The sequence below is a fragment of the Chimaeribacter californicus genome, from assembly GCF_002858675.1.
GTDB lineage: Bacteria > Pseudomonadota > Gammaproteobacteria > Enterobacterales > Enterobacteriaceae > Chimaeribacter > Chimaeribacter californicus.
The window spans coordinates 1-18879 of record NZ_PJZF01000030.1; the positions used below are offsets into that span (position 1 = coordinate 1).

General features: G+C 57.2%; 16 protein-coding genes and 1 riboswitch. Of the genes, 9 read left to right on the plus strand and 7 right to left on the minus strand.

Annotated elements, in window-relative coordinates; translation table 11 throughout:
• The first annotated feature begins 456 nt into the window (after window positions 1–456).
• Entirely contained in the window at window positions 457–2046 is a 1590-nt protein-coding gene (gene purH, locus CYR55_RS21785) for a bifunctional phosphoribosylaminoimidazolecarboxamide formyltransferase/IMP cyclohydrolase (RefSeq protein WP_101818419.1), read from the plus strand.
• A 46-nt stretch (window positions 2047–2092) separates the two neighbouring features.
• Window positions 2093–3385 (plus strand): phosphoribosylamine--glycine ligase, encoded by a 1293-nt coding sequence (gene purD, locus CYR55_RS21790; RefSeq protein ID WP_101818420.1) that lies wholly within the window; start codon window positions 2093–2095, stop codon window positions 3383–3385.
• A 65-nt stretch (window positions 3386–3450) separates the two neighbouring features.
• Here purD and CYR55_RS21795 read toward each other — a convergent pair whose 3' ends face one another.
• The 6 genes from CYR55_RS21795 to nudC form a co-directional block, all read right to left on the minus strand.
• The gene (locus CYR55_RS21795; protein WP_175580825.1) at window positions 3451–4122 is read right to left on the minus strand and encodes a DUF1481 domain-containing protein; all 672 of its coding nucleotides are present in this window, start codon (window positions 4120–4122) and stop codon (window positions 3451–3453) included.
• 40 nt (window positions 4123–4162) lie between these two features.
• Complete coding sequence (gene hupA, locus CYR55_RS21800; RefSeq protein ID WP_072933606.1) at window positions 4163–4435, minus strand: nucleoid-associated protein HU-alpha; 273 nt, start codon at window positions 4433–4435, stop codon at window positions 4163–4165.
• Between the two features lie 189 nt (window positions 4436–4624).
• Window positions 4625–5215, minus strand: coding sequence for a YjaG family protein (locus tag CYR55_RS21805; protein ID WP_101818422.1), 591 nt, complete (start codon window positions 5213–5215; stop codon window positions 4625–4627).
• A gap of 56 nt (window positions 5216–5271) precedes the next feature.
• Window positions 5272–5961, minus strand: coding sequence for a deoxyribonuclease V (nfi, locus tag CYR55_RS21810; protein WP_101818436.1), 690 nt, complete (start codon window positions 5959–5961; stop codon window positions 5272–5274).
• Between the two features lie 12 nt (window positions 5962–5973).
• Complete coding sequence (gene hemE / locus CYR55_RS21815) at window positions 5974–7038, minus strand: uroporphyrinogen decarboxylase (RefSeq protein WP_072933602.1); 1065 nt, start codon at window positions 7036–7038, stop codon at window positions 5974–5976.
• Between the two features lie 94 nt (window positions 7039–7132).
• Window positions 7133–7936 carry an NAD(+) diphosphatase gene (gene nudC, locus CYR55_RS21820; RefSeq protein ID WP_101818423.1) on the minus strand — a complete coding sequence of 268 codons (804 nt, stop codon included), beginning with the start codon at window positions 7934–7936 and terminating at the stop codon, window positions 7133–7135.
• A 98-nt stretch (window positions 7937–8034) separates the two neighbouring features.
• On the opposite strand from nudC, the gene rsd reads away from it, so the two are divergent.
• The 7 genes from rsd (at window position 8035) to thiH (ending at window position 14258) form a co-directional block, all read left to right on the plus strand.
• Window positions 8035–8553: a sigma D regulator gene (gene rsd / locus CYR55_RS21825; protein ID WP_101818424.1), complete on the plus strand. Its 519-nt coding sequence runs from the start codon at window positions 8035–8037 to the stop codon at window positions 8551–8553.
• 56 nt (window positions 8554–8609) lie between these two features.
• Window positions 8610–8725, plus strand: a riboswitch (TPP riboswitch).
• A gap of 109 nt (window positions 8726–8834) precedes the next feature.
• On the plus strand, window positions 8835–10769 hold the full coding sequence (gene thiC / locus CYR55_RS21830; RefSeq protein ID WP_101818425.1) for a phosphomethylpyrimidine synthase ThiC: 1935 nt from the start codon (window positions 8835–8837) through the stop codon (window positions 10767–10769).
• A complete protein-coding gene (thiE, locus tag CYR55_RS21835; protein WP_101818426.1) occupies window positions 10762–11415 on the plus strand; it encodes a thiamine phosphate synthase in 654 nt (217 codons plus the stop codon). Before thiC ends, thiE begins: the two co-directional genes overlap by 8 nt.
• Window positions 11402–12163: a HesA/MoeB/ThiF family protein gene (locus CYR55_RS21840; RefSeq protein WP_101818427.1), complete on the plus strand. Its 762-nt coding sequence runs from the start codon at window positions 11402–11404 to the stop codon at window positions 12161–12163. The genes thiE and CYR55_RS21840 overlap by 14 nt, the downstream gene beginning before the upstream one ends.
• Window positions 12147–12347 (plus strand): sulfur carrier protein ThiS, encoded by a 201-nt coding sequence (gene thiS, locus CYR55_RS21845; protein WP_101818428.1) that lies wholly within the window; start codon window positions 12147–12149, stop codon window positions 12345–12347. The genes CYR55_RS21840 and thiS overlap by 17 nt, the downstream gene beginning before the upstream one ends.
• A 1-nt stretch (window position 12348) precedes the next feature.
• A complete protein-coding gene (locus CYR55_RS21850; RefSeq protein WP_101818429.1) occupies window positions 12349–13134 on the plus strand; it encodes a thiazole synthase in 786 nt (261 codons plus the stop codon).
• Window positions 13131–14258: a 2-iminoacetate synthase ThiH gene (gene thiH / locus CYR55_RS21855; protein ID WP_101818430.1), complete on the plus strand. Its 1128-nt coding sequence runs from the start codon at window positions 13131–13133 to the stop codon at window positions 14256–14258. The genes CYR55_RS21850 and thiH overlap by 4 nt, the downstream gene beginning before the upstream one ends.
• Before the next feature lie 326 nt (window positions 14259–14584).
• Here the strand turns inward: thiH and rpoC are convergent, their stop codons facing one another.
• Complete coding sequence (gene rpoC, locus CYR55_RS21860; RefSeq protein WP_101818431.1) at window positions 14585–18805, minus strand: DNA-directed RNA polymerase subunit beta'; 4221 nt, start codon at window positions 18803–18805, stop codon at window positions 14585–14587.
• Window positions 18806–18879: the final 74 nt, after the last annotated feature.

Consider the following 18879-nt stretch of genomic DNA (forward strand, 5'->3'; position numbering starts at 1 on the left):
AGAGCAGTGAGTTACGCGCTTTCGCTTGCTAACTCGAGGTGGCGTATATTACGCTTTCCTCTTTCAGAGTCAACCTCTTTTTTCAGAAGTTTTTCTCTTTCGTTTTGGCTGCTTGTGAAGTGAATCACTTGCGCCGTGTCGATGGAGGCGCATTATAGGGAGTTCCGCGCAGCCCGCAACAGGTATTTTGCAGAAAACAGGTCGTTTGCTGCATTCCACAGCAAAACACCGCCTTATACCCTCTTTTACACAAACTTATCCACAATGGCATACTGAGGCCAAATTTTACGAGCGCCACGCAATCGTTTTCGCTACAATTCCAGCGCGCTGTAAATGACGTTCTACTGGCTGCCCCTATGGGGGCGTTATCTGAATAGTGCCCGTGTTTCTTTTATTCCGGGCAGAATTCACATAACGCTCTTTATTGAGACTCCAAAGCCAAGGGATAAAACCACCATGCAACAACGTCGTCCTATTCGCCGCGCACTGCTCAGTGTTTCTGATAAAGCCGGTATCACCGAATTCGCCCAAGCCTTGTCGCAGCGTGGGGTCGAATTACTCTCTACAGGCGGAACTGCCCGCCTGCTGGCTGACGCAGGTCTGCCGGTCACCGAAGTTTCTGACTATACCGGTTTCCCGGAAATGATGGACGGACGCGTCAAAACCCTGCATCCGAAAGTGCATGGCGGCATTCTGGGCCGTCGTGGCCAGGACGATGAGATCATGCAGCAACATGCTATTGATCCCATCGACATGGTGGTCGTTAACCTTTATCCCTTCGCCCAGACGGTGGCCCGCCCGGATTGCTCCCTGGCAGACGCGGTTGAGAACATCGATATCGGCGGCCCGACCATGGTGCGCTCCGCGGCCAAAAACCATAACGATGTCGCGATTGTGGTAAAGAGCAGTGACTACCTGGCGATTCTGCGAGAAATGGATGACAACGAGAACTCCCTGACGCTCGAAACCCGTTTCGATCTCGCCATCAAAGCTTTTGAGCATACCGCTGCCTACGACAGCATGATTGCCAACTATTTCGGTACGCTGGTCCCGGCTTACCACGGCGACAGCCAGGAACCGTCGGGCCAGTTCCCCCGTACGCTGAACCTGAACTACATCAAAAAGCAGGATATGCGTTACGGTGAGAACAGCCACCAGAAAGCCGCTTTCTATATAGAAGAAGAGATCAAGGAAGCGTCTGTCGCCACTGCTGAACAATTACAGGGTAAAGCGCTCTCCTACAACAATATTGCGGATACCGATGCGGCACTGGAGTGTGTGAAGGAGTTCAGCGAGCCGGCCTGCGTCATCGTCAAGCATGCCAACCCATGCGGTGTGGCGATTGGCAGCTCCCTGCTGGATGCCTATGAACGTGCCTACAAAACTGACCCGACCTCAGCCTTCGGCGGCATCATTGCATTTAACCGGGAGCTGGATGCGGACACGGCTAAAGCGATCATCAGCCGCCAGTTCGTGGAAGTCATTATCGCGCCTTCTGTCAGCGCAGAAGCTCTGGCGCTGACGGCCAGCAAGCAGAATGTCCGCGTATTGCAGTGTGGTGAATGGACAAGCCGCACCACCGCGCTGGATTTCAAACGCGTCAATGGCGGCCTGCTGGTTCAGGATCGCGATCTGGGTATGGTGGCTGCCCGCGATTTACGTGTGGTTTCCCAGCGTCAGCCTACTGAGCAAGAATTGCGTGACGCGCTGTTCTGCTGGAAAGTCGCCAAATTCGTCAAATCCAATGCCATCGTTTATGCGCGCGACAATGTGACCATCGGCATTGGCGCAGGCCAGATGAGCCGCGTGTACTCTGCGAAAATTGCCGGCATCAAGGCGGCGGATGAAGGCCTGGAAGTTAAAGGATCGGTGATGGCCTCTGACGCCTTCTTCCCCTTCCGTGACGGTATTGATGCGGCGGCGGCAGTGGGCGTGACCTGCGTGATTCAGCCGGGAGGCTCTATCCGTGACGACGAGGTGATTGCAGCTGCCAATGAACACGGCATCGCTATGCTGTTCACCGATATGCGCCATTTCCGCCACTAGTTTTTACTGCGGGTGCATGAGGCACCCGCCGCTCCGGAGTTATTACATGAATATCTTGATTATCGGTAACGGCGGCCGCGAACATGCGCTGGCCTGGAAAGCATCCCAATCCCCGCTTGCGGATACCGTTTATGTCGCGCCGGGCAACGCCGGAACTGCACTGGAACCCCTACTGGTTAATGTGGATATCGCGGCCACAGACATTGACGGCCTGTTGGCGTTTGCCAAAGCCAATGATATCGGTCTGACGATTGTCGGCCCGGAAGCGCCACTGGTGATTGGCGTGGTGGATGCCTTCCGCGCGGCCGGCCTGAAAATTTTTGGCCCAACCCAGGCTGCCGCCCAGTTGGAAGGGTCCAAAGCCTTTACCAAGGATTTCCTGGCGCGCCATCGGATTCCCACGGCGGAATACCATAACTTCACCGAGGTTGAACCGGCACTGGCCTATGTGCGCAGCAAAGGGGCACCCATCGTGATCAAAGCGGATGGGCTGGCAGCCGGTAAAGGCGTCATTGTGGCAATGACTCTGGAAGAAGCAGAAGCGGCAGTCACTGACATGCTGGCAGGCAATGCGTTTGGCAACGCGGGCCACCGTATTGTTGTGGAGGAGTTCCTGGACGGCGAAGAAGCCAGCTTTATCGTCATGGTGGACGGTGAGCATGTGCTGCCGATGGCCACCAGCCAGGACCACAAACGCGTCGGCGATGGCGACACCGGCCCGAACACCGGCGGTATGGGGGCATACTCCCCTGCCCCGGTAGTGTCAGAAGAAATTCACCAGCGCATCATGGAACAGGTTATCTGGCCAACCGTGCGCGGCATGGCGGCAGAAGGCAATACCTATACCGGCTTCCTGTATGCCGGCCTGATGATCTCTGCCGATGGCCAGCCAAAGGTGATTGAATTCAACTGCCGCTTTGGCGACCCGGAAACCCAGCCCATCATGCTGCGCCTGCGCTCTGATTTGGTGGAGTTGTGTCTGGCCGGTGCAGAAGGCAATCTGGGCGGTAAAAGTTCTGACTGGGACGAGCGCCCGGCGCTGGGTGTGGTGCTGGCAGCCGGCGGCTATCCGGGCGACTATGCCAATGGGGAAGTCATCCACGGCCTGCCGCTGGAAGAGGTGTCAGACGGTAAAGTATTCCATGCCGGTACACGTTTACAGGATGAGCGGGTCGTGACCAGCGGCGGGCGTGTGCTGTGCGTTACGGCGCTGGGTGCCACAGTGGCGGCAGCACAACACCGGGCATACCAGCTGGCAGAGGGTATTCAATGGGAAGGCAGCTTCTGCCGCCGGGACATCGGTTACCGTGCGATTGACCGCGAAAGTCAGCAACACTGATTAAGCCGGTACAGTACACCTGACAGGGCGCTGCGGCGCCCTTCTTTATTCTGCCCGGCAGCGTATTACAGCGCGCCCGGTTTAGGTTCCCAGCGGCAGAAGTCTTCATTAGCCACCAGCAACAACTCCGTTCCTTCCGGCGCGCTCAGCCACGCCAGCCCCAGGCGATCGTTCGCCTGACTTGCCCGCTTTGCCAGCCATACCTGTGAATACGCACCAAATTGAGGTTTAACGACCTCCCCGTTGCAGTTCGTGATCACGCCTTGGTTCCAGCGCCCCTGCATCAGGTTGACTTGCCCGGCCCGCAGCGTTTCGCTCAACTCCAGCACCGCGCGCGCCTGGTACTTATAGCGTTCAATATCATCTGCGGAGAGTTTCTCGCGGCCGGTGGCGCGTTCGCGCTGCATAAAGCTGACATCACCGTCCTGGTCAACACGCAGCTGCACGGTTTCACTGTCGGGGCCATCGTGATTTTCGCGGATCAGGCTGAGGTGGTTGTCCTGATATTCGTAGCGCGTTATCACAGTCTCTTTGCCGCGATAAGGGCTGTAGACATCAATAAGCGTTTGCGGATGGTTTTGAGCATCATCCTGACGCCAGAGCCGGTGAATGCCTTGATCGGCAATATACCCGCTGGCGGTGAAGGTAGGCGGTTCCGTGTGGAAGCTACAGCCCGCCAGGCCAGTCACCAGTAAAGCGGCAAACAGGCTGCGGCGGGCAAACAAAAGGGGCGTCATCGCCCCCCTGTTTATTCTTTTCACAGATGCGCGGTTACGATTACTTAACTGCGTCTTTCAGTGCTTTGCCAGAAACGAAAGCCGGAACGTTTGCAGCAGCGATTTTGATTTCGTTGCCTGTCTGCGGGTTGCGGCCGGTGCGCTCGCTACGATGGTTTACCTTGAAAGTCCCGAAGCCAACCAATTGTACAGCATCACCCTCTTTCAGAGACTCAGTAATCGCGGTCAGGGTGGACTCCAGTGCGGCTTTAGCCTGAGCCTTGGAGAGATCAGCCTTGTCTGCGATTACATCAATCAGTTGAGTCTTATTCATAAGTTATCCTTACAGTGTGTTTATCGTTTGCAAAGCATCGAGTGCGACGGATATGCCGATGGACAGCACTCTCCTGCATACACGCACCGATAGCCACTTTTTTTACGCCCCCCAAATGTAGACCAGACAGGGTGCGGATGTGAAGCCTTAAGGCACGACAAATCAGGCGTTAAATCACGTTTTGTTGCCTTATTGCGCTAAATTTATCCCAATGTTGCTAACCGCTGCTTCGCGCAGGTCAGAACGTAACCCCTTGATCAGATCCAAATCGCGCTCTTCACAATCGGCTAACAGGCGGAAAATTTCCCATTGGATATCCCACTCTTCCTCGACTGCCGGCAATACTTTCAGCTCGGCATCCGTCATCTCTTTACCGGCCTGCGTCATTTCCAGCATGGCAACGGTACGGATCGAGGTTTCGCTAATTGCAACCGCATGAGAGTAAGTCTCACCGCTGAGCCGCGAGTGGATAAGTTCCCCTAACGCGATACACGCGTCGATTGCGGGGTAAACGCCGTAAAGATCGTACTCTTCTGCCGACGGGATAGCTTCTTCCAGCTTCTCCAGTTGGCTGTCAAAATTAACCTTTGCGTCTTTAACGACTAATGTTTCCCAAACCAGATCCAAAATACGGCGGTAGACCTGCGGATCACCAAATTCCGTCTGCAGGCAGAACATTTGATAGTTGGGGTACATACGCTCACACAGGCTCGCCATAAACGTGACGTGCTGCCAGCTTTCCAGCTTTTCAAGCCGCAAATGGATCGGGTTTTGTAACATGTTCAGTTCTCATTAATGTTGCTGCGCGGCAGTGTACCCGAAAATTTCCCGGAACCCTATTCCTCGATTCCTAAAGCGGGCGGCAAGACCTGCCAGCGCTGAAAAGCCGGGCGATTTGACGCCACGGCGTCTGCCCAGCGGGTTGGTTCCGGCAGGCGGTAACCGCGCATACAGCGTTCAACCCACATCAGCGCACTGTCGGTGCTGACGCGGTGGCCGGTAGCGACGAACAGCGGGTTACAGCGCATTTTACTGCGCCATACCCAGGCGAGTTGTTCACCTTTGTCCATCAGCGGCTGCTTCGCCCCCACTTCCGGCCCCAGCGGCTCAAATTTGCCGCACAGGCGCTTTTTCGCGACCCCGATGGTCGGCACATCCACCAGCAGGCCAAAGTGGCTGGCAACGCCCAGCCGGCGCGGGTGGGAGATGCCGTGGCCGTCGACGAACAGCAGATCCGGCTTTTGCTGCAACTGCTCCCAAGCGGCGAGCAGCGCCGGGTACTCACGGAATGACAGGAAACCCGGAATATAGGGCATGGTGGTTTTGATGCGGGCGATACGGTACTCCACCAGCTCCAGCGAGGGGTAACGCAACAGCGCGATGGCTGCACGCGTCACTTCCCCTTCCTGCTCAAACCCCACGTCCGCCCCGGCGATGAAAGCCGGCTGGTCAAACGAATAATCATCATGGCGGATCACCTCCGCCGCCTTAATTATCTGCTGCTGGCGCAATTCCTGAGTATCAATCAAACCTGCTCCTTATTGGTGGTACTTGCCTGACAAGGCGTGCACCGCGTTAACGAATGTACCGGCATGCTCCGGCGGCACATCCAGGTGGATGCCGTGGCCGAGGTTGAACACATGGCCCTCTCCGTGCCCGAAGCCCGCCAGGATGGTTTCGACCTCTTCCTCGATGCGGGCCGGGGGCGCATAAAGCATAGACGGATCCATATTGCCTTGCAGCGCGACTTTGTCCCCTACCCGGCGTCGGGCGTCCGCGATGTCGGTGGTCCAATCCAGGCCCAACGCGTCACAGCCGGTCGCGGCCATCGCTTCCAGCCACTGCCCGCCGCCTTTAGTGAACAACGTGACCGGCACGCGGCGGCCTTCGTTTTCACGGATCAGGCCATCGACGATCTTATGCATGTAGTGCAGAGAGAACGTCAGGTAGTCACGCCCGGTCAGCACGCCGCCCCAGGTGTCAAACACCATCACGGATTGCGCCCCGGCTTTGATCTGGGCATTCAGGTAAAGAATCACGCTGTCCGCCAGCTTATCCAGCATCAGGTGCAGGGTTGCCGGCTCGGCGTACATCATCTTTTTAAGTTTGGTGAACGCCTTGCTGCTGCCGCCCTCCACCATATAGGTGGCCAGCGTCCACGGGCTGCCGGAGAACCCAATCAGCGGCACCTGGCCTTCCAGGTTATGGCGGATGGTGCGCACCGCATTCATCACATACCCCAATTCCTGCTCTGGATCGGGTATCGGCAACTTTTCAACATCGGCCCGGCAGGTCACGGGGTGGGCAAAGCGCGGGCCTTCACCGGCTTCAAAATGCAGGCCCAGTCCCATCGCATCAGGGATGGTCAGGATGTCGGAGAACAGGATCGCGGCATCCAGCGGGAAGCGGCGCAGCGGCTGTAATGTCACTTCACACGCCAGCTCGGCGTTTTTGCACAGCGACATAAAATCACCGGCCTGCGCCCGTGTTGCCTTGTACTCCGGTAAATACCGCCCGGCCTGACGCATCATCCAGACAGGGGTAACGTCGACCGGCTGACGCAGCAAGGCACGCAGATAGCGATCGTTCTTCAACTCTTTCATGTAAGGCTCCTCATTAATCCGCCGGCATTTTATCACGCAGATTTTGTATCACGCGGATTATGTGTGACGCCGATGTGTATTACTCCGATAAGTATCACGCGGATTCTGCATCATGCGGACGCTTGCTGTCGCCTTCTGCGCGGCATAACGCAACGGTATCTTCAATCAGCCGGCGGGCGATGGTGCCGGCCGGCGGCAGCATCGGCAACTGATCGTAGCGATACCAGCCGGCGCTCAGCAGCTCTTTAGGATCGTGGCGGATGTCGCCGCTGTCATAGTCGGCCATAAAGGCCATCATCAGCGAGTTAGGGAACGGCCACGGCTGAGAGCTGACATAGCGCAGATTTTTGACGCAGAGATTGCTCTCCTCCATCACTTCACGCGCCACCGCCTGTTCCATGGTTTCGCCGACTTCGACAAACCCGGCCAGCACTGTGTGGATGCCGTTACGGTGGCGGACATGCTGCGCCAGCAGGATCTCTTCACCCCGGCGGATCGCGACAATCATGCAGGGGGCAATCTGCGGGTAGTAGCGTTCGCGGCAATGCGGGCAGATCACCGCCCATTCCCGCTTGCTGTGCTCCATTTCATGGCCGCAATAGCCGCAGAAACGGTGCGAGCGGTAGAATTCCGCCAGCTGTATGCCGCGGCCGACCAGTTGGAACAGATCGCGATCCTGGTCGAGCAGTTGCCGTACCGAGGCCATATCACCTGGCCGGGGTTCCCGCACCAGCCATACCGGCGCGCCCTGCCATTCGCCAATCTGCCGCCCCGGCAGGCCAATTACGGAAAATTCCGCTGCTGCGCCAAAGGGTAATTCACCTTTCGGCAGCCACAATTTTCCTTCGTGGCTGATGATCCACCAGCCGTTGTGTTTATCTGTGAGTTGAATTTCCATATTGTTGTTGCATAACCTCGACGACACTGACACTCTGGAATTGAGACTTTTACATATTAGTAACGATTAAACACGCTTTCCTGCTCATGGAGTTCACCATGCTAAACCGTCTGGAAAAACTGACTCAGCGCGTCGGCGGCAGCAATGAGTTAATTGATCAATGGCTGCATGCACGTAAAGAGCTATTAGTGGCCTATTGCACCCTGGTGGGGTTAAAACCCAACAAAGAGAAACATGCGCCGCTGGATGAGGAAGCCCTGAAAAGCTTCTGCCATCAACTGGTGGATTATCTCTCTGCCGGCCATTTCCAACTGTACGATAAAATCATTCAGGATATTGAAGGGTCAGACAGCCCACGTATGCTGGTGACGTCGCAGATTTACCCGGCGTTGCAACAAAACACCGAAACCGTGATGGCGTTCCACGATCGCTATACCGATACCGCCATCGACGATGACCACATTTTTGAGTTCCATCAGGGTCTCTCCGATGTGGGTGAAGCCCTGGATGCCCGTTTCCAACTGGAAGATCAGCTGATTGCGCTGGCGTTTGACGCCGCCGCATTGCCTCTTCAGCAGCCGGTAGCCAACGATTCAACGCTGGCCCGCCCTGCTTAAGCAGTCACAGTTGCCCCTGCCGGGGGTTGCTGTTTTTTAATCGCCTCATACAATGAGGCTTCTTGTCGGAGTGCCTAGCGCATCACCTTGATGCCAGGCTGAGACCGTTAATTCGGGATCCGCGGAACCTGATCGGGTTAGTACCCGCGAAGGGAACAAGAGTAATCCAGTGCCTGGCCTGCGCGCCTTATGGTCGTGCCGCGCCCGGCCCTATTCTGTTACTCCCGCCGAAATCGCTCCAGACAAGCAACGTTCCCATACTCAATTGGAAGGAATTTGCTATGTCTACTCGCCACATCCCCGTTTCCCGCCGCCAGCAACAACGTGCTGATGCGCAGGATTTCATCGACACCCTGCAGGGCGTCACGTTTCCCAATTCACAGCGGATCTATCTGGAAGGCTCCCGGCCTGACATCCGGGTACCGATGCGCGAGATCCAACTCAGCCCGACACAGGTCGGCAGCCGGCAAGAAACGGCACGTTTCGAACCGAATGAAGCGGTGCCGGTGTATGACACCGCCGGGCCCTACGGTGATTCAGCCGCCACGCTGGATGTGCGTACCGGGTTGCCCAAACACCGCGCCGGCTGGATTGAGGAGCGCAATGACACCGAGGCGCTGCCCCATGTCAGCTCCGGCTTTACCCAGCAACGGCTGGCGGATGAGGGGCTGGATCACCTGCGCTTTGACCATCTGCCCCAGCCGAAACGGGCCAAAGCGGGCCGCCGGGTGACCCAACTGCATTACGCCCGCCAGGGCATGATTACCCCGGAAATGGAGTTTATCGCCCTGCGGGAAAATATGGGCCGTGAACGCGTCCGCAGTGACGTGTTGCGCCACCAGCACCCTGGCCAGAGCTTTGGTGCACTGCTGCCGCCAGACATCACACCGGAGTTTGTGCGTCAGGAAGTCGCCGCCGGGCGGGCCATCATCCCGGCCAATATTAACCACCCCGAATCGGAACCGATGATCATCGGCCGTAATTTCCTGGTCAAGGTAAACGCCAACATCGGCAACTCTGCCGTCACCTCGTCCATTGAAGAAGAAGTGGAAAAACTGGTATGGGCCACCCGCTGGGGCGCAGATACGGTGATGGATCTCTCCACCGGCCGTTATATTCATGAGACGCGTGAATGGATTCTGCGTAACAGCCCGGTACCGATCGGTACCGTACCGATCTATCAGGCGCTGGAAAAAGTTAACGGCATCGCCGAAAACCTGACGTGGGCGATGTTCCGCGACACCCTGCTGGAGCAGGCGGAACAGGGGGTGGACTACTTCACCATCCACGCCGGGGTACTGCTGCGTTATGTGCCGATGACCGCCAAACGCCTCACGGGCATTGTGTCACGCGGCGGATCGATCATGGCGAAGTGGTGCCTGTCGCATCATCAGGAAAATTTCCTCTACCAGCACTTCCGCGAGATTTGTGAAATCTGCGCCGCCTATGACGTCGCCCTGTCACTGGGTGACGGCCTACGCCCCGGCTCCATTCAGGATGCCAATGACGAAGCGCAGTTTGCCGAGCTGCACACCCTGGGCGAGCTGACTAAAATCGCCTGGGAATATGATGTGCAGGTGATGATTGAAGGCCCCGGGCATGTGCCGATGCACATGATCCGCCGTAATATGACCGAAGAGTTGGAACATTGCCACGAAGCGCCGTTTTATACCCTTGGCCCGCTGACCACGGACATCGCCCCCGGCTATGATCACTTCACTTCCGGCATTGGCGCGGCCATGATCGGCTGGTTTGGTTGCGCCATGCTCTGTTACGTCACGCCAAAAGAGCATCTTGGCCTGCCGAATAAAGAGGATGTGAAGCAGGGGCTGATCACTTACAAAATCGCTGCCCATGCCGCCGATCTGGCCAAAGGCCATCCCGGTGCACAAATCCGTGACAATGCCATGTCCAAAGCCCGCTTTGAATTCCGTTGGGAAGATCAGTTTAATCTGGCGCTCGATCCGGAAACGGCCCGCGCCTATCACGATGAAACCCTGCCGCAGGAGTCCGGCAAGGTCGCCCATTTCTGTTCCATGTGCGGGCCGAAATTCTGCTCGATGAAAATTTCGCAGGAAGTGCGTGATTACGCGGCGGCCCATCCGGCCGAGGCGCGTGATGCCGGCATGGCGCAGATGTCCACGGAATTCCGCGCACGCGGCAGTGAGCTCTATCATCCGGCCGCTGCGTTGCAACCGGAGGCAGGCTATGAGTAAGCTGCCCTCCCCGTTCCCGCCGGTGCCGCACCGGCTGGGACTTTACCCGGTGGTTGACAGCGTGGCTTGGATTGCGCGCCTGCTGGAAGCCGGGGTACAAACGTTGCAACTGCGTATTAAGGATCTGCCAGATGAGCAGGCAGAACCCGCCATCATTGAAGCGATTGCCCTCGGCCATGCGCATCAGGCCCGGTTATTTATCAATGATTACTGGCAACTTGCGATTAAACACCGGGCCTACGGCGTGCATCTGGGCCAGGAGGATCTGGATACCGCCGATCTGGTGTCCATTCATCGCGCCGGGCTGCGGTTGGGTGTTTCTACCCATGATGATCAGGAGCTGGCACGGGCAGTCGCTGTCCGCCCCTCTTACATCGCGCTGGGTCATATTTTCCCGACCCAGACCAAACAGATGCCCTCCGCGCCGCAGGGGCTGGTGGATCTGGCACGGCATATCCGCTACCTGAACGATGAATACCCTACCGTGGCAATCGGCGGCATCTCGCTGGAACGTGCCCCTGCGGTATTGGCAACCGGCGCGGGCAGCATTGCGGTCGTGAGCGCCATTACGCAAGCCGATGACTGGCGCGCCGCGACCGCGGCGCTGATGGCTGTGTGTGAGGAGGCCGATCATGCTCAGCGATGACGCGTTTCTGCGTTACAGCCGCCAATTATTGCTGGAGGAGGTTGGCCCGGCGGGGCAGGAGAAACTGCAGGCCGCGACGGTGCTGATTGTCGGCCTTGGCGGGCTGGGATCGCCGGCGGCGCTCTACCTGGCGGCGGCCGGGGTCGGCAAGATCCTGCTGGCCGATGATGATCGGCTGGAGATCACTAACCTCCAGCGGCAGATCCTCTACCGTACCCACGATCTCCACAAGAGCAAAGCACAACTGGCGAAATGCCAGATCCAGGATCTTAACCCGTTAATCGAACCGGTGGCGCTGCCGCTGCGTATGCAGGATCAGGCCCTGCTCGAGGCGGTGCATGAGGCGGATCTGGTTCTCGATTGCAGTGACAACATGGCCACCCGCCACGCGGTTAACCAGGCCTGCATCCAACTGGAGAAACCACTGATCAGCGGCAGCGCCGTGGGTTTCAGCGGTCAACTGTTGGTACTGACGCCGCCCTTCCGTCATGGCTGTTATGCCTGCCTCTACCCCGATCAGACCCTTCCACAGCGTAACTGCCGCACCGCGGGCGTGCTCGGGCCGGTGGTAGGGGTCATCGGTACCCTTCAGGCGCTGGAAGCGATCAAAATGCTGGCCGGCATGCCCAGCGCCCTGGCGGGAAAACTGCGCCTGTTTGATGGCAAACAGCAGAGCTGGGCAACCTTGCAACTCACCGCCGATGCCGGTTGTGCGACGTGTGGAGGCCGGCATGGCGATCAGCGTTAACGACCAGACGTTGCCTTTCACCCCGGCGATGACCCTGAGCGCCCTGCTCCACCAGCTCGATCGCTTACAGCCGGGTACCGCACTGGCGGTTAACCAGACCATCATCCCACGCGCTCAGTGGGAGACTCATCAGGTGCAGGATGGGGATGCCATCCTGCTGTTTCAGGCGATTGCCGGAGGCTGAGATGCTGACCATTTCGGATGTAACTTTTGAATCTTCCCTGTTTACCGGCACCGGTAAATTTGCCAGCGCCGCCGTGATGCAGGCTGCACTGGCGGCCTCCGGTTCCCAACTGGTGACGATGGCGATGAAACGCGTAGATTTACACGGGGGCAACGACGCTATTCTGGCCCCGCTCCGTGAACTGGGCGTGCGGTTGCTGCCGAATACCTCCGGTGCAAAAACTGCAGAAGAGGCGATCTTTGCGGCTCAGCTGGCGCGGGAAGCGCTGGGCACCCATTGGGTTAAACTGGAGATCCACCCGGACGTAAAATACCTGTTGCCCGATGCCGTGGAAACGCTGAAAGCCGCAGAAAAACTGGTGAAACAGGGGTTTGTGGTCTTGCCCTATTGCGGGGCCGATCCAGTGCTGTGCAAACGACTGGAGGAAGCAGGCTGCGCGGCGGTGATGCCGCTCGGTTCCCCGATTGGCTCCAATCAGGGGCTGAAAACCCGTGATTTCCTTGAAATCATCATCGAACAGGCACAGGTGCCGGTTATCGTGGATGCCGGTATTGGTGTGCCGAGCCATGCTGCGCAGGCGATGGAACTCGGTGCGGATGCAGTGCTGGTGAATACCGCCATCGCCGTGGCGCGCGATCCGGTTATGATGGCGAAAGCGTTCCGGTTGGCGGTTGAAGCCGGGCAACTGGCGCGGCACAGCGGCAGCGCACCGATGCTGCCTCAGGCCTCTGCCTCCAGCCCGCTGACGGCCTTCCTCAGCTACGGCAATGGAGAGCGGCTACTATGAAAAACTTCAGTGATTATTGGCAGCACCTTAACTGGGAGGATCTGACCCGGCGCATTCACAGCAAAACCGCGCAGGATGTTGAGCGGGCACTGGCGGCGGAAAAAGTCACGCGCGACGATTTTATGGCGCTGATTTCCCCGGCCGGGCTGGCTTACCTTGAACCACTGGCGCAACGGGCGCAGCGCCTGACGCGCCAGCGCTTCGGTAACACCGTCAGCTTTTATGTGCCGCTCTACCTCTCTAACCTCTGTGCCAACGAATGCACCTATTGCGGTTTCTCCATGAGTAACCGGATTAAGCGTAAAACGCTGGATGCAGGGGAGATCGCGCGGGAATGCGCGGCCATCAAGGCACTGGGTTTTGAACATTTACTGCTGGTCACCGGCGAGCACAAAACCAAAGTAGGTATGGACTACTTCCGCCAACACTTTGGCGCTATCCGCCGTCAGTTCAGTTCACTGATGATTGAGGTTCAGCCGCTCTCGCAGGCGGAGTATGCCGAACTGAAAACGCTTGGGCTGGATGGTGTGCTGGTTTATCAGGAGACCTATCACGCGGAGACTTATCAGCAGCATCACCTGCGCGGCCAGAAGCAGGATTTCTTCTGGCGACTGGATACGCCCGATCGCCTGGGCCGCGCCAGGATAGATAAGATAGGGTTGGGCGCGCTGATTGGTTTGTCTGAAAGCTGGCGTACCGATTGTTATATGGTGGCGGAGCATCTGCTCTACCTTCAGCAACATTACTGGCAGAGCCGGTATTCGATCGCGTTTCCTCGCCTGCGCCCTTGCACCGGCGGCATTGAGCCGGCATCACTTATGAGCGAACCCCAGCTGGTGCAGTTGATTTGCGCGTTTCGCCTGCTGGCGCCGGACACGGAGCTGACCCTCTCTACCCGTGAATCGCCCTATTTCCGCGACAACCTGATCCCGCTGGCGATTACCAACGTCAGCGCCGGTTCAAAAACGCAGCCCGGCGGCTATGCCGATGACCACCCTGAACTGGAGCAGTTTGCGCCGCATGATGATCGCTCGCCTGCTCGTGTAGCGGAAGCTATCGCCCGCGCCGGCTTACAACCGGTGTGGAAAGACTGGGATGGCTATCTGGGAAGAGTGCCGCAATAAGCCAGAGGGAATTACTGCAAACCATATTCTCTTTACGAGCGCGTTTCCAGGGTGGAGAAAGCGCACTGGTCTGGATTACCTGAGGCGGTAAAGTGGCGGTGTCTTCCGGTGACGGATGACCAAAGCGATTGACACCATGACGCTTTGCTTCTCATCACGGCGGCTGTGTCTTAGTGACCGGTCGCCGTTTCTTTTGGTGAGCAGTCGTGTCACTGCCCGGCCTCCCTTTCCGGCCTGTAAGCATTCCTTTCCCTTTTTCGCCGGCAAAAAAAAACCGCCCCCGGAGGGACGGTTTTTAACGTGCTTGGCTGTCACAGGGGCAACGATTAATCGTCGTTGCCGCCCAGACCCGCGTTCAGCAGCTCAGCCAGGTTGGCTGTGGCTTCTTCCGCGCTCACCTGAGGAACCACTGGCTCTTCATTCTGTGCGCGACGACGCATACGATCCTGATGGTAAGCGTAACCGGTACCGGCTGGGATCAGACGGCCCACGATGACGTTTTCTTTCAGGCCGCGCAGTTCATCACGTTTACCGGCAACCGCCGCTTCCGTAAGAACACGCGTCGTTTCCTGGAACGATGCCGCAGAGATGAAGGACTCAGTTGCCAGAGATGCCTTGGTGATACCCAGCAGGTCACGATGGTACGTTGCTGCGATCTTGCCATCAGCTTCCAGCTGACGGTTGGCAATCTTGACGCGAGACACTTCAGCCTGCTCGCCTTCCAGGAACTCAGAGCTGCCTGCGCTGGCAATGGTGCCTTTACGCAGCATCTGACGAACGATAACCTCAATGTGCTTATCGTTAATCTTAACGCCTTGCAGACGGTAAACGTCCTGCACTTCGTTAACGATGTAACGGGTCACCGCGTGAACACCACGCAGGCGGAGGATGTCGTGCGGAGATTCCGGGCCGTCAGACACAACGTCACCGCGCTCTACACGTTCACCTTCAAACACGTTGAGCTGACGCCATTTCGGAATCATCTCTTCGTACGGATCGCTGCCGTCCAGCGGCGTGATCACCAGGCGACGCTTGCCTTTTGTCTCTTTACCGAAGGAGATAATCCCGCTGATTTCAGCCAGGATTGCCGGCTCTTTCGGACGACGTGCTTCGAACAGGTCAGCAACACGCGGCAGACCACCGGTGATGTCCTTGGTACCGCCGGATTCCTGCGGAATACGCGCCAGGGTGTCACCTGCGTTGATCTGTACACCGTCTTCCAGCTGAACAATCGCTTTACCCGGCAGGAAGTACTGAGCAGGCATATCGGTGCCTGGGATCAGGACGTCATCGCCATTGGCGGTCACGATTTTCAGTGCCGGACGCAGGTCTTTACCGCTACCGGTACGTTCTGCGCTGTCCAGTACCACGATAGACGAGAGACCGGTAAGGTCATCTGTCTGGCGGGTAATGGTCTGGGTGTCGACCATATCAGCAAAGCGGATGAAACCACTCACTTCACTGATAACCGGCATGGTGTGCGGATCCCAGTTAGCCACGGTTTCGCCCGCGTTAACTTCCTGACCGTCGCCTTTCGCCATAACCGAGCCGTAAGGCACTTTATAGCTCTCTTTGGTACGACCGAATTCGTCGATCAGTTTCAGCTCGGTATTACGCGAGGTGATAACCAGTTTACCGTTAGAGTTGGTAACGTGTTTCGCGTTGCTCAGCTTCAGGCTACCTTTGTTCTTAACCTGAATGCTGGACTCAGCTGCAGCACGCGATGCCGCACCACCGATGTGGAAGGTACGCATGGTCAGCTGGGTACCCGGCTCACCGATGGACTGTGCTGCAATAACACCGACCGCTTCACCTTTGTTGATGATGTGTCCACGTGCCAGGTCGCGACCGTAGCAGTTTGCACACACACCAAAGTCGGTTTCGCAACCTACTACAGAACGTACTTTCACGGCGTCGACGGAGTTCTCTTCTAACAGATCACACGTCTTCTCGTTCAGCAGGGTGTTACGCGGAACCAGAATGTCCGCTGTACCCGGCTTCAGCACGTCTTCTGCCGTTACACGGCCCAGTACACGCTCACGCAGCGGCTCTTTAACATCGCCACCCTCGATAACCGGCGTCATCATGATACCTTCGTGGGTACCACAATCGTCTTCGGTCACCACCAGGTCCTGCGCCACGTCAACCAGACGACGGGTCAAGTAACCGGAGTTCGCAGTTTTCAGCGCGGTATCCGCCAGACCTTTACGCGCACCGTGCGTGGAAATGAAGTACTGGAGTACGTTCAGACCTTCACGGAAGTTCGCGGTGATCGGCGTTTCAATGATGGAGCCATCCGGCTTCGCCATCAGACCACGCATACCTGCCAGCTGACGAATCTGTGCTGCAGAACCACGCGCACCGGAGTCGGCCATCATAAAGATGCTGTTGAACGAAACCTGCTGCTCAACTTCGCCGTCACGGTTAACCACGTCTTCAACAGACAGGTTTTCCATCATCGCTTTGGCAACGCGTTCGTTGGCCGCAGCCCAGATATCGATCACTTTGTTGTAGCGCTCGCCTGCGGTAACCAGACCAGACTGGAACTGCTCCTGGATCTCGGCCACTTCGGTTTCGGCTTCTTCGATGATCTCGGCTTTCTTCTCCGGAATCACCATGTCGTCGATACCGACGGACGCACCAGAACGAGCTGCGTACGCAAAACCGGTGTACATAATCTGGTCAGCGAAGATAACGGTCGGCTTCAGGCCCAAAATGCGGTAACAGGTGTTCAGCATTTTGGAGATCGCTTTCTTGCCCAGCGGCTGGTTGACGATAGAGAACGGCAGGCCGTTAGGTACGATCATCCACAGGATTGCACGACCTACCGTGGTGTCCACGATAGAAGTCTTGGAAACCCATTCGCCTTCAATGTTCTTCACATCTTCGGTGATACGCACTTTGACGCGTGCATGCAGGGATGCCAGGCCGGCGCGGTAAATACGCTCAGCTTCTTTCGGCCCTGTCAGTACCATGCCTTCGCCTTTGGCGTTAACACAGTCACGGGTCATGTAGTACAGGCCCAGTACAACGTCCTGAGACGGAACGATGATTGGCTCGCCGTTCGCCGGAGACAGAATGTTGTTGGTGGACATCATCAGCGCACGCGCTTCCAGCTGGGCTTCCAGCGTCAGCGGTACGTGAACAGCCATCTGGTCACCATCGAAGTCGGCGTTGTATGCCGCACAAACCAGCGGGTGCAGCTGGATGGCTTTACCTTCGATCAGTACCGGCTCAAACGCCTGGATACCCAGACGGTGCAGGGTCGGTGCACGGTTCAGCAGGACCGGGTGCTCACGGATAACTTCATCCAGGATGTCCCAGACCACAGCTTCTTCGCGCTCAACCATTTTCTTAGCAGCTTTAATGGTGGTCGCGAGGCCACGCAGTTCCAGCTTGCCATAGATGAACGGCTTGAACAGTTCCAGCGCCATCTTCTTCGGCAGGCCGCACTGATGCAGACGCAGGTACGGACCTACGGTGATAACGGAACGACCGGAGTAGTCGACGCGTTTACCCAGCAGGTTCTGACGGAAACGACCTTGCTTACCTTTGATCATGTCTGCCAGGGACTTCAGCGGACGCTTGTTCGAGCCAGTGATGGCGCGACCGCGACGGCCGTTGTCCAGCAGGGCATCTACCGCTTCCTGCAGCATACGCTTTTCGTTGCGCACGATGATGTCAGGCGCAGCCAGATCCAGCAGGCGTTTCAGACGGTTGTTACGGTTGATCACACGACGGTAAAGGTCGTTCAGATCAGACGTCGCGAAACGGCCACCATCCAATGGAACCAGCGGACGCAGATCCGGCGGCAGTACCGGCAGCACGGTCAGGATCATCCACTCCGGTTTGTTACCGGACTGTACGAACGCTTCCAGCAGCTTGATACGCTTGGTCAGCTTCTTGCGCTTGGTTTCAGAGTTAGTTTCGTTCAGCTCTTCACGCAGCTGCTCGCATTCGGCTTCCAGATCCATGTTTTTCAACAGGGCCTGAATCGCTTCTGCACCCATCTTCGCGTCGAATTCGTCACCAAACTCTTCCAGCGCGTCCAGATACTGCTCTTCAGTCAGGATCTGACGGCGCTCAAGGTTGGTCATGCCGCCTTCAACCACCACGTAGGATTCGAAGTACAGCACGCGCTCGATGTCACGCAGCGGCATATCCAGCAGCAAACCGATGCGGGACGGCAGCGATTTCAGGAACCAGATGTGGGCAGTCGGAGAAGCCAGCTCGATGTGACCCATACGCTCACGGCGTACTTTAGTCTGGGTAACTTCAACGCCACACTTCTCACAGATAACACCACGGTGTTTTAAACGCTTGTACTTACCGCACAGGCATTCGTAATCTTTAACCGGCCCAAAAATACGGGCACAGAAAAGGCCGTCACGCTCAGGTTTGAACGTACGGTAGTTGATCGTTTCCGGCTTTTTAACTTCACCAAAAGACCAGGAACGGATCATGTCCGGCGATGCCAGAGCAATTTTGATCGCATCAAACTCTTCGGTTTTAGTTTGCGCTTTCAGAAACTTCAATAAGTCTTTCACGGATTGGCTCCTGTCGGAGTTAGACCTGTCAGGTGCCTGAACCGAAATTCAGGCACCCCTGTGACGAGTGCAAA

Excerpts from the sequence above, each read along its gene's own strand:
- CYR55_RS21850 (WP_101818429.1), top strand. The coding sequence starts at position 12,349 with ATGCTGACCATTTCGGATGTAACTTTTGAATCTTCCCTGTTTACCGGC.
- CYR55_RS21795 (WP_175580825.1), bottom strand. The coding sequence starts at position 4,122 with ATGACGCCCCTTTTGTTTGCCCGCCGCAGCCTGTTTGCCGCTTTACTG.
- CYR55_RS21805 (WP_101818422.1), bottom strand. The coding sequence starts at position 5,215 with ATGTTACAAAACCCGATCCATTTGCGGCTTGAAAAGCTGGAAAGCTGG.
- nudC (WP_101818423.1), bottom strand. The coding sequence starts at position 7,936 with ATGGAAATTCAACTCACAGATAAACACAACGGCTGGTGGATCATCAGC.
- thiC (WP_101818425.1), top strand. The coding sequence starts at position 8,835 with ATGTCTACTCGCCACATCCCCGTTTCCCGCCGCCAGCAACAACGTGCT.
- thiS (WP_101818428.1), top strand. The coding sequence starts at position 12,147 with ATGGCGATCAGCGTTAACGACCAGACGTTGCCTTTCACCCCGGCGATG.
- rsd (WP_101818424.1), top strand. The coding sequence starts at position 8,035 with ATGCTAAACCGTCTGGAAAAACTGACTCAGCGCGTCGGCGGCAGCAAT.
- thiH (WP_101818430.1), top strand. The coding sequence starts at position 13,131 with ATGAAAAACTTCAGTGATTATTGGCAGCACCTTAACTGGGAGGATCTG.
- purH (WP_101818419.1), top strand. The coding sequence starts at position 457 with ATGCAACAACGTCGTCCTATTCGCCGCGCACTGCTCAGTGTTTCTGAT.
- hemE (WP_072933602.1), bottom strand. The coding sequence starts at position 7,038 with ATGAAAGAGTTGAAGAACGATCGCTATCTGCGTGCCTTGCTGCGTCAG.
- CYR55_RS21840 (WP_101818427.1), top strand. The coding sequence starts at position 11,402 with ATGCTCAGCGATGACGCGTTTCTGCGTTACAGCCGCCAATTATTGCTG.
- thiE (WP_101818426.1), top strand. The coding sequence starts at position 10,762 with ATGAGTAAGCTGCCCTCCCCGTTCCCGCCGGTGCCGCACCGGCTGGGA.
- purD (WP_101818420.1), top strand. The coding sequence starts at position 2,093 with ATGAATATCTTGATTATCGGTAACGGCGGCCGCGAACATGCGCTGGCC.
- hupA (WP_072933606.1), bottom strand. The coding sequence starts at position 4,435 with ATGAATAAGACTCAACTGATTGATGTAATCGCAGACAAGGCTGATCTC.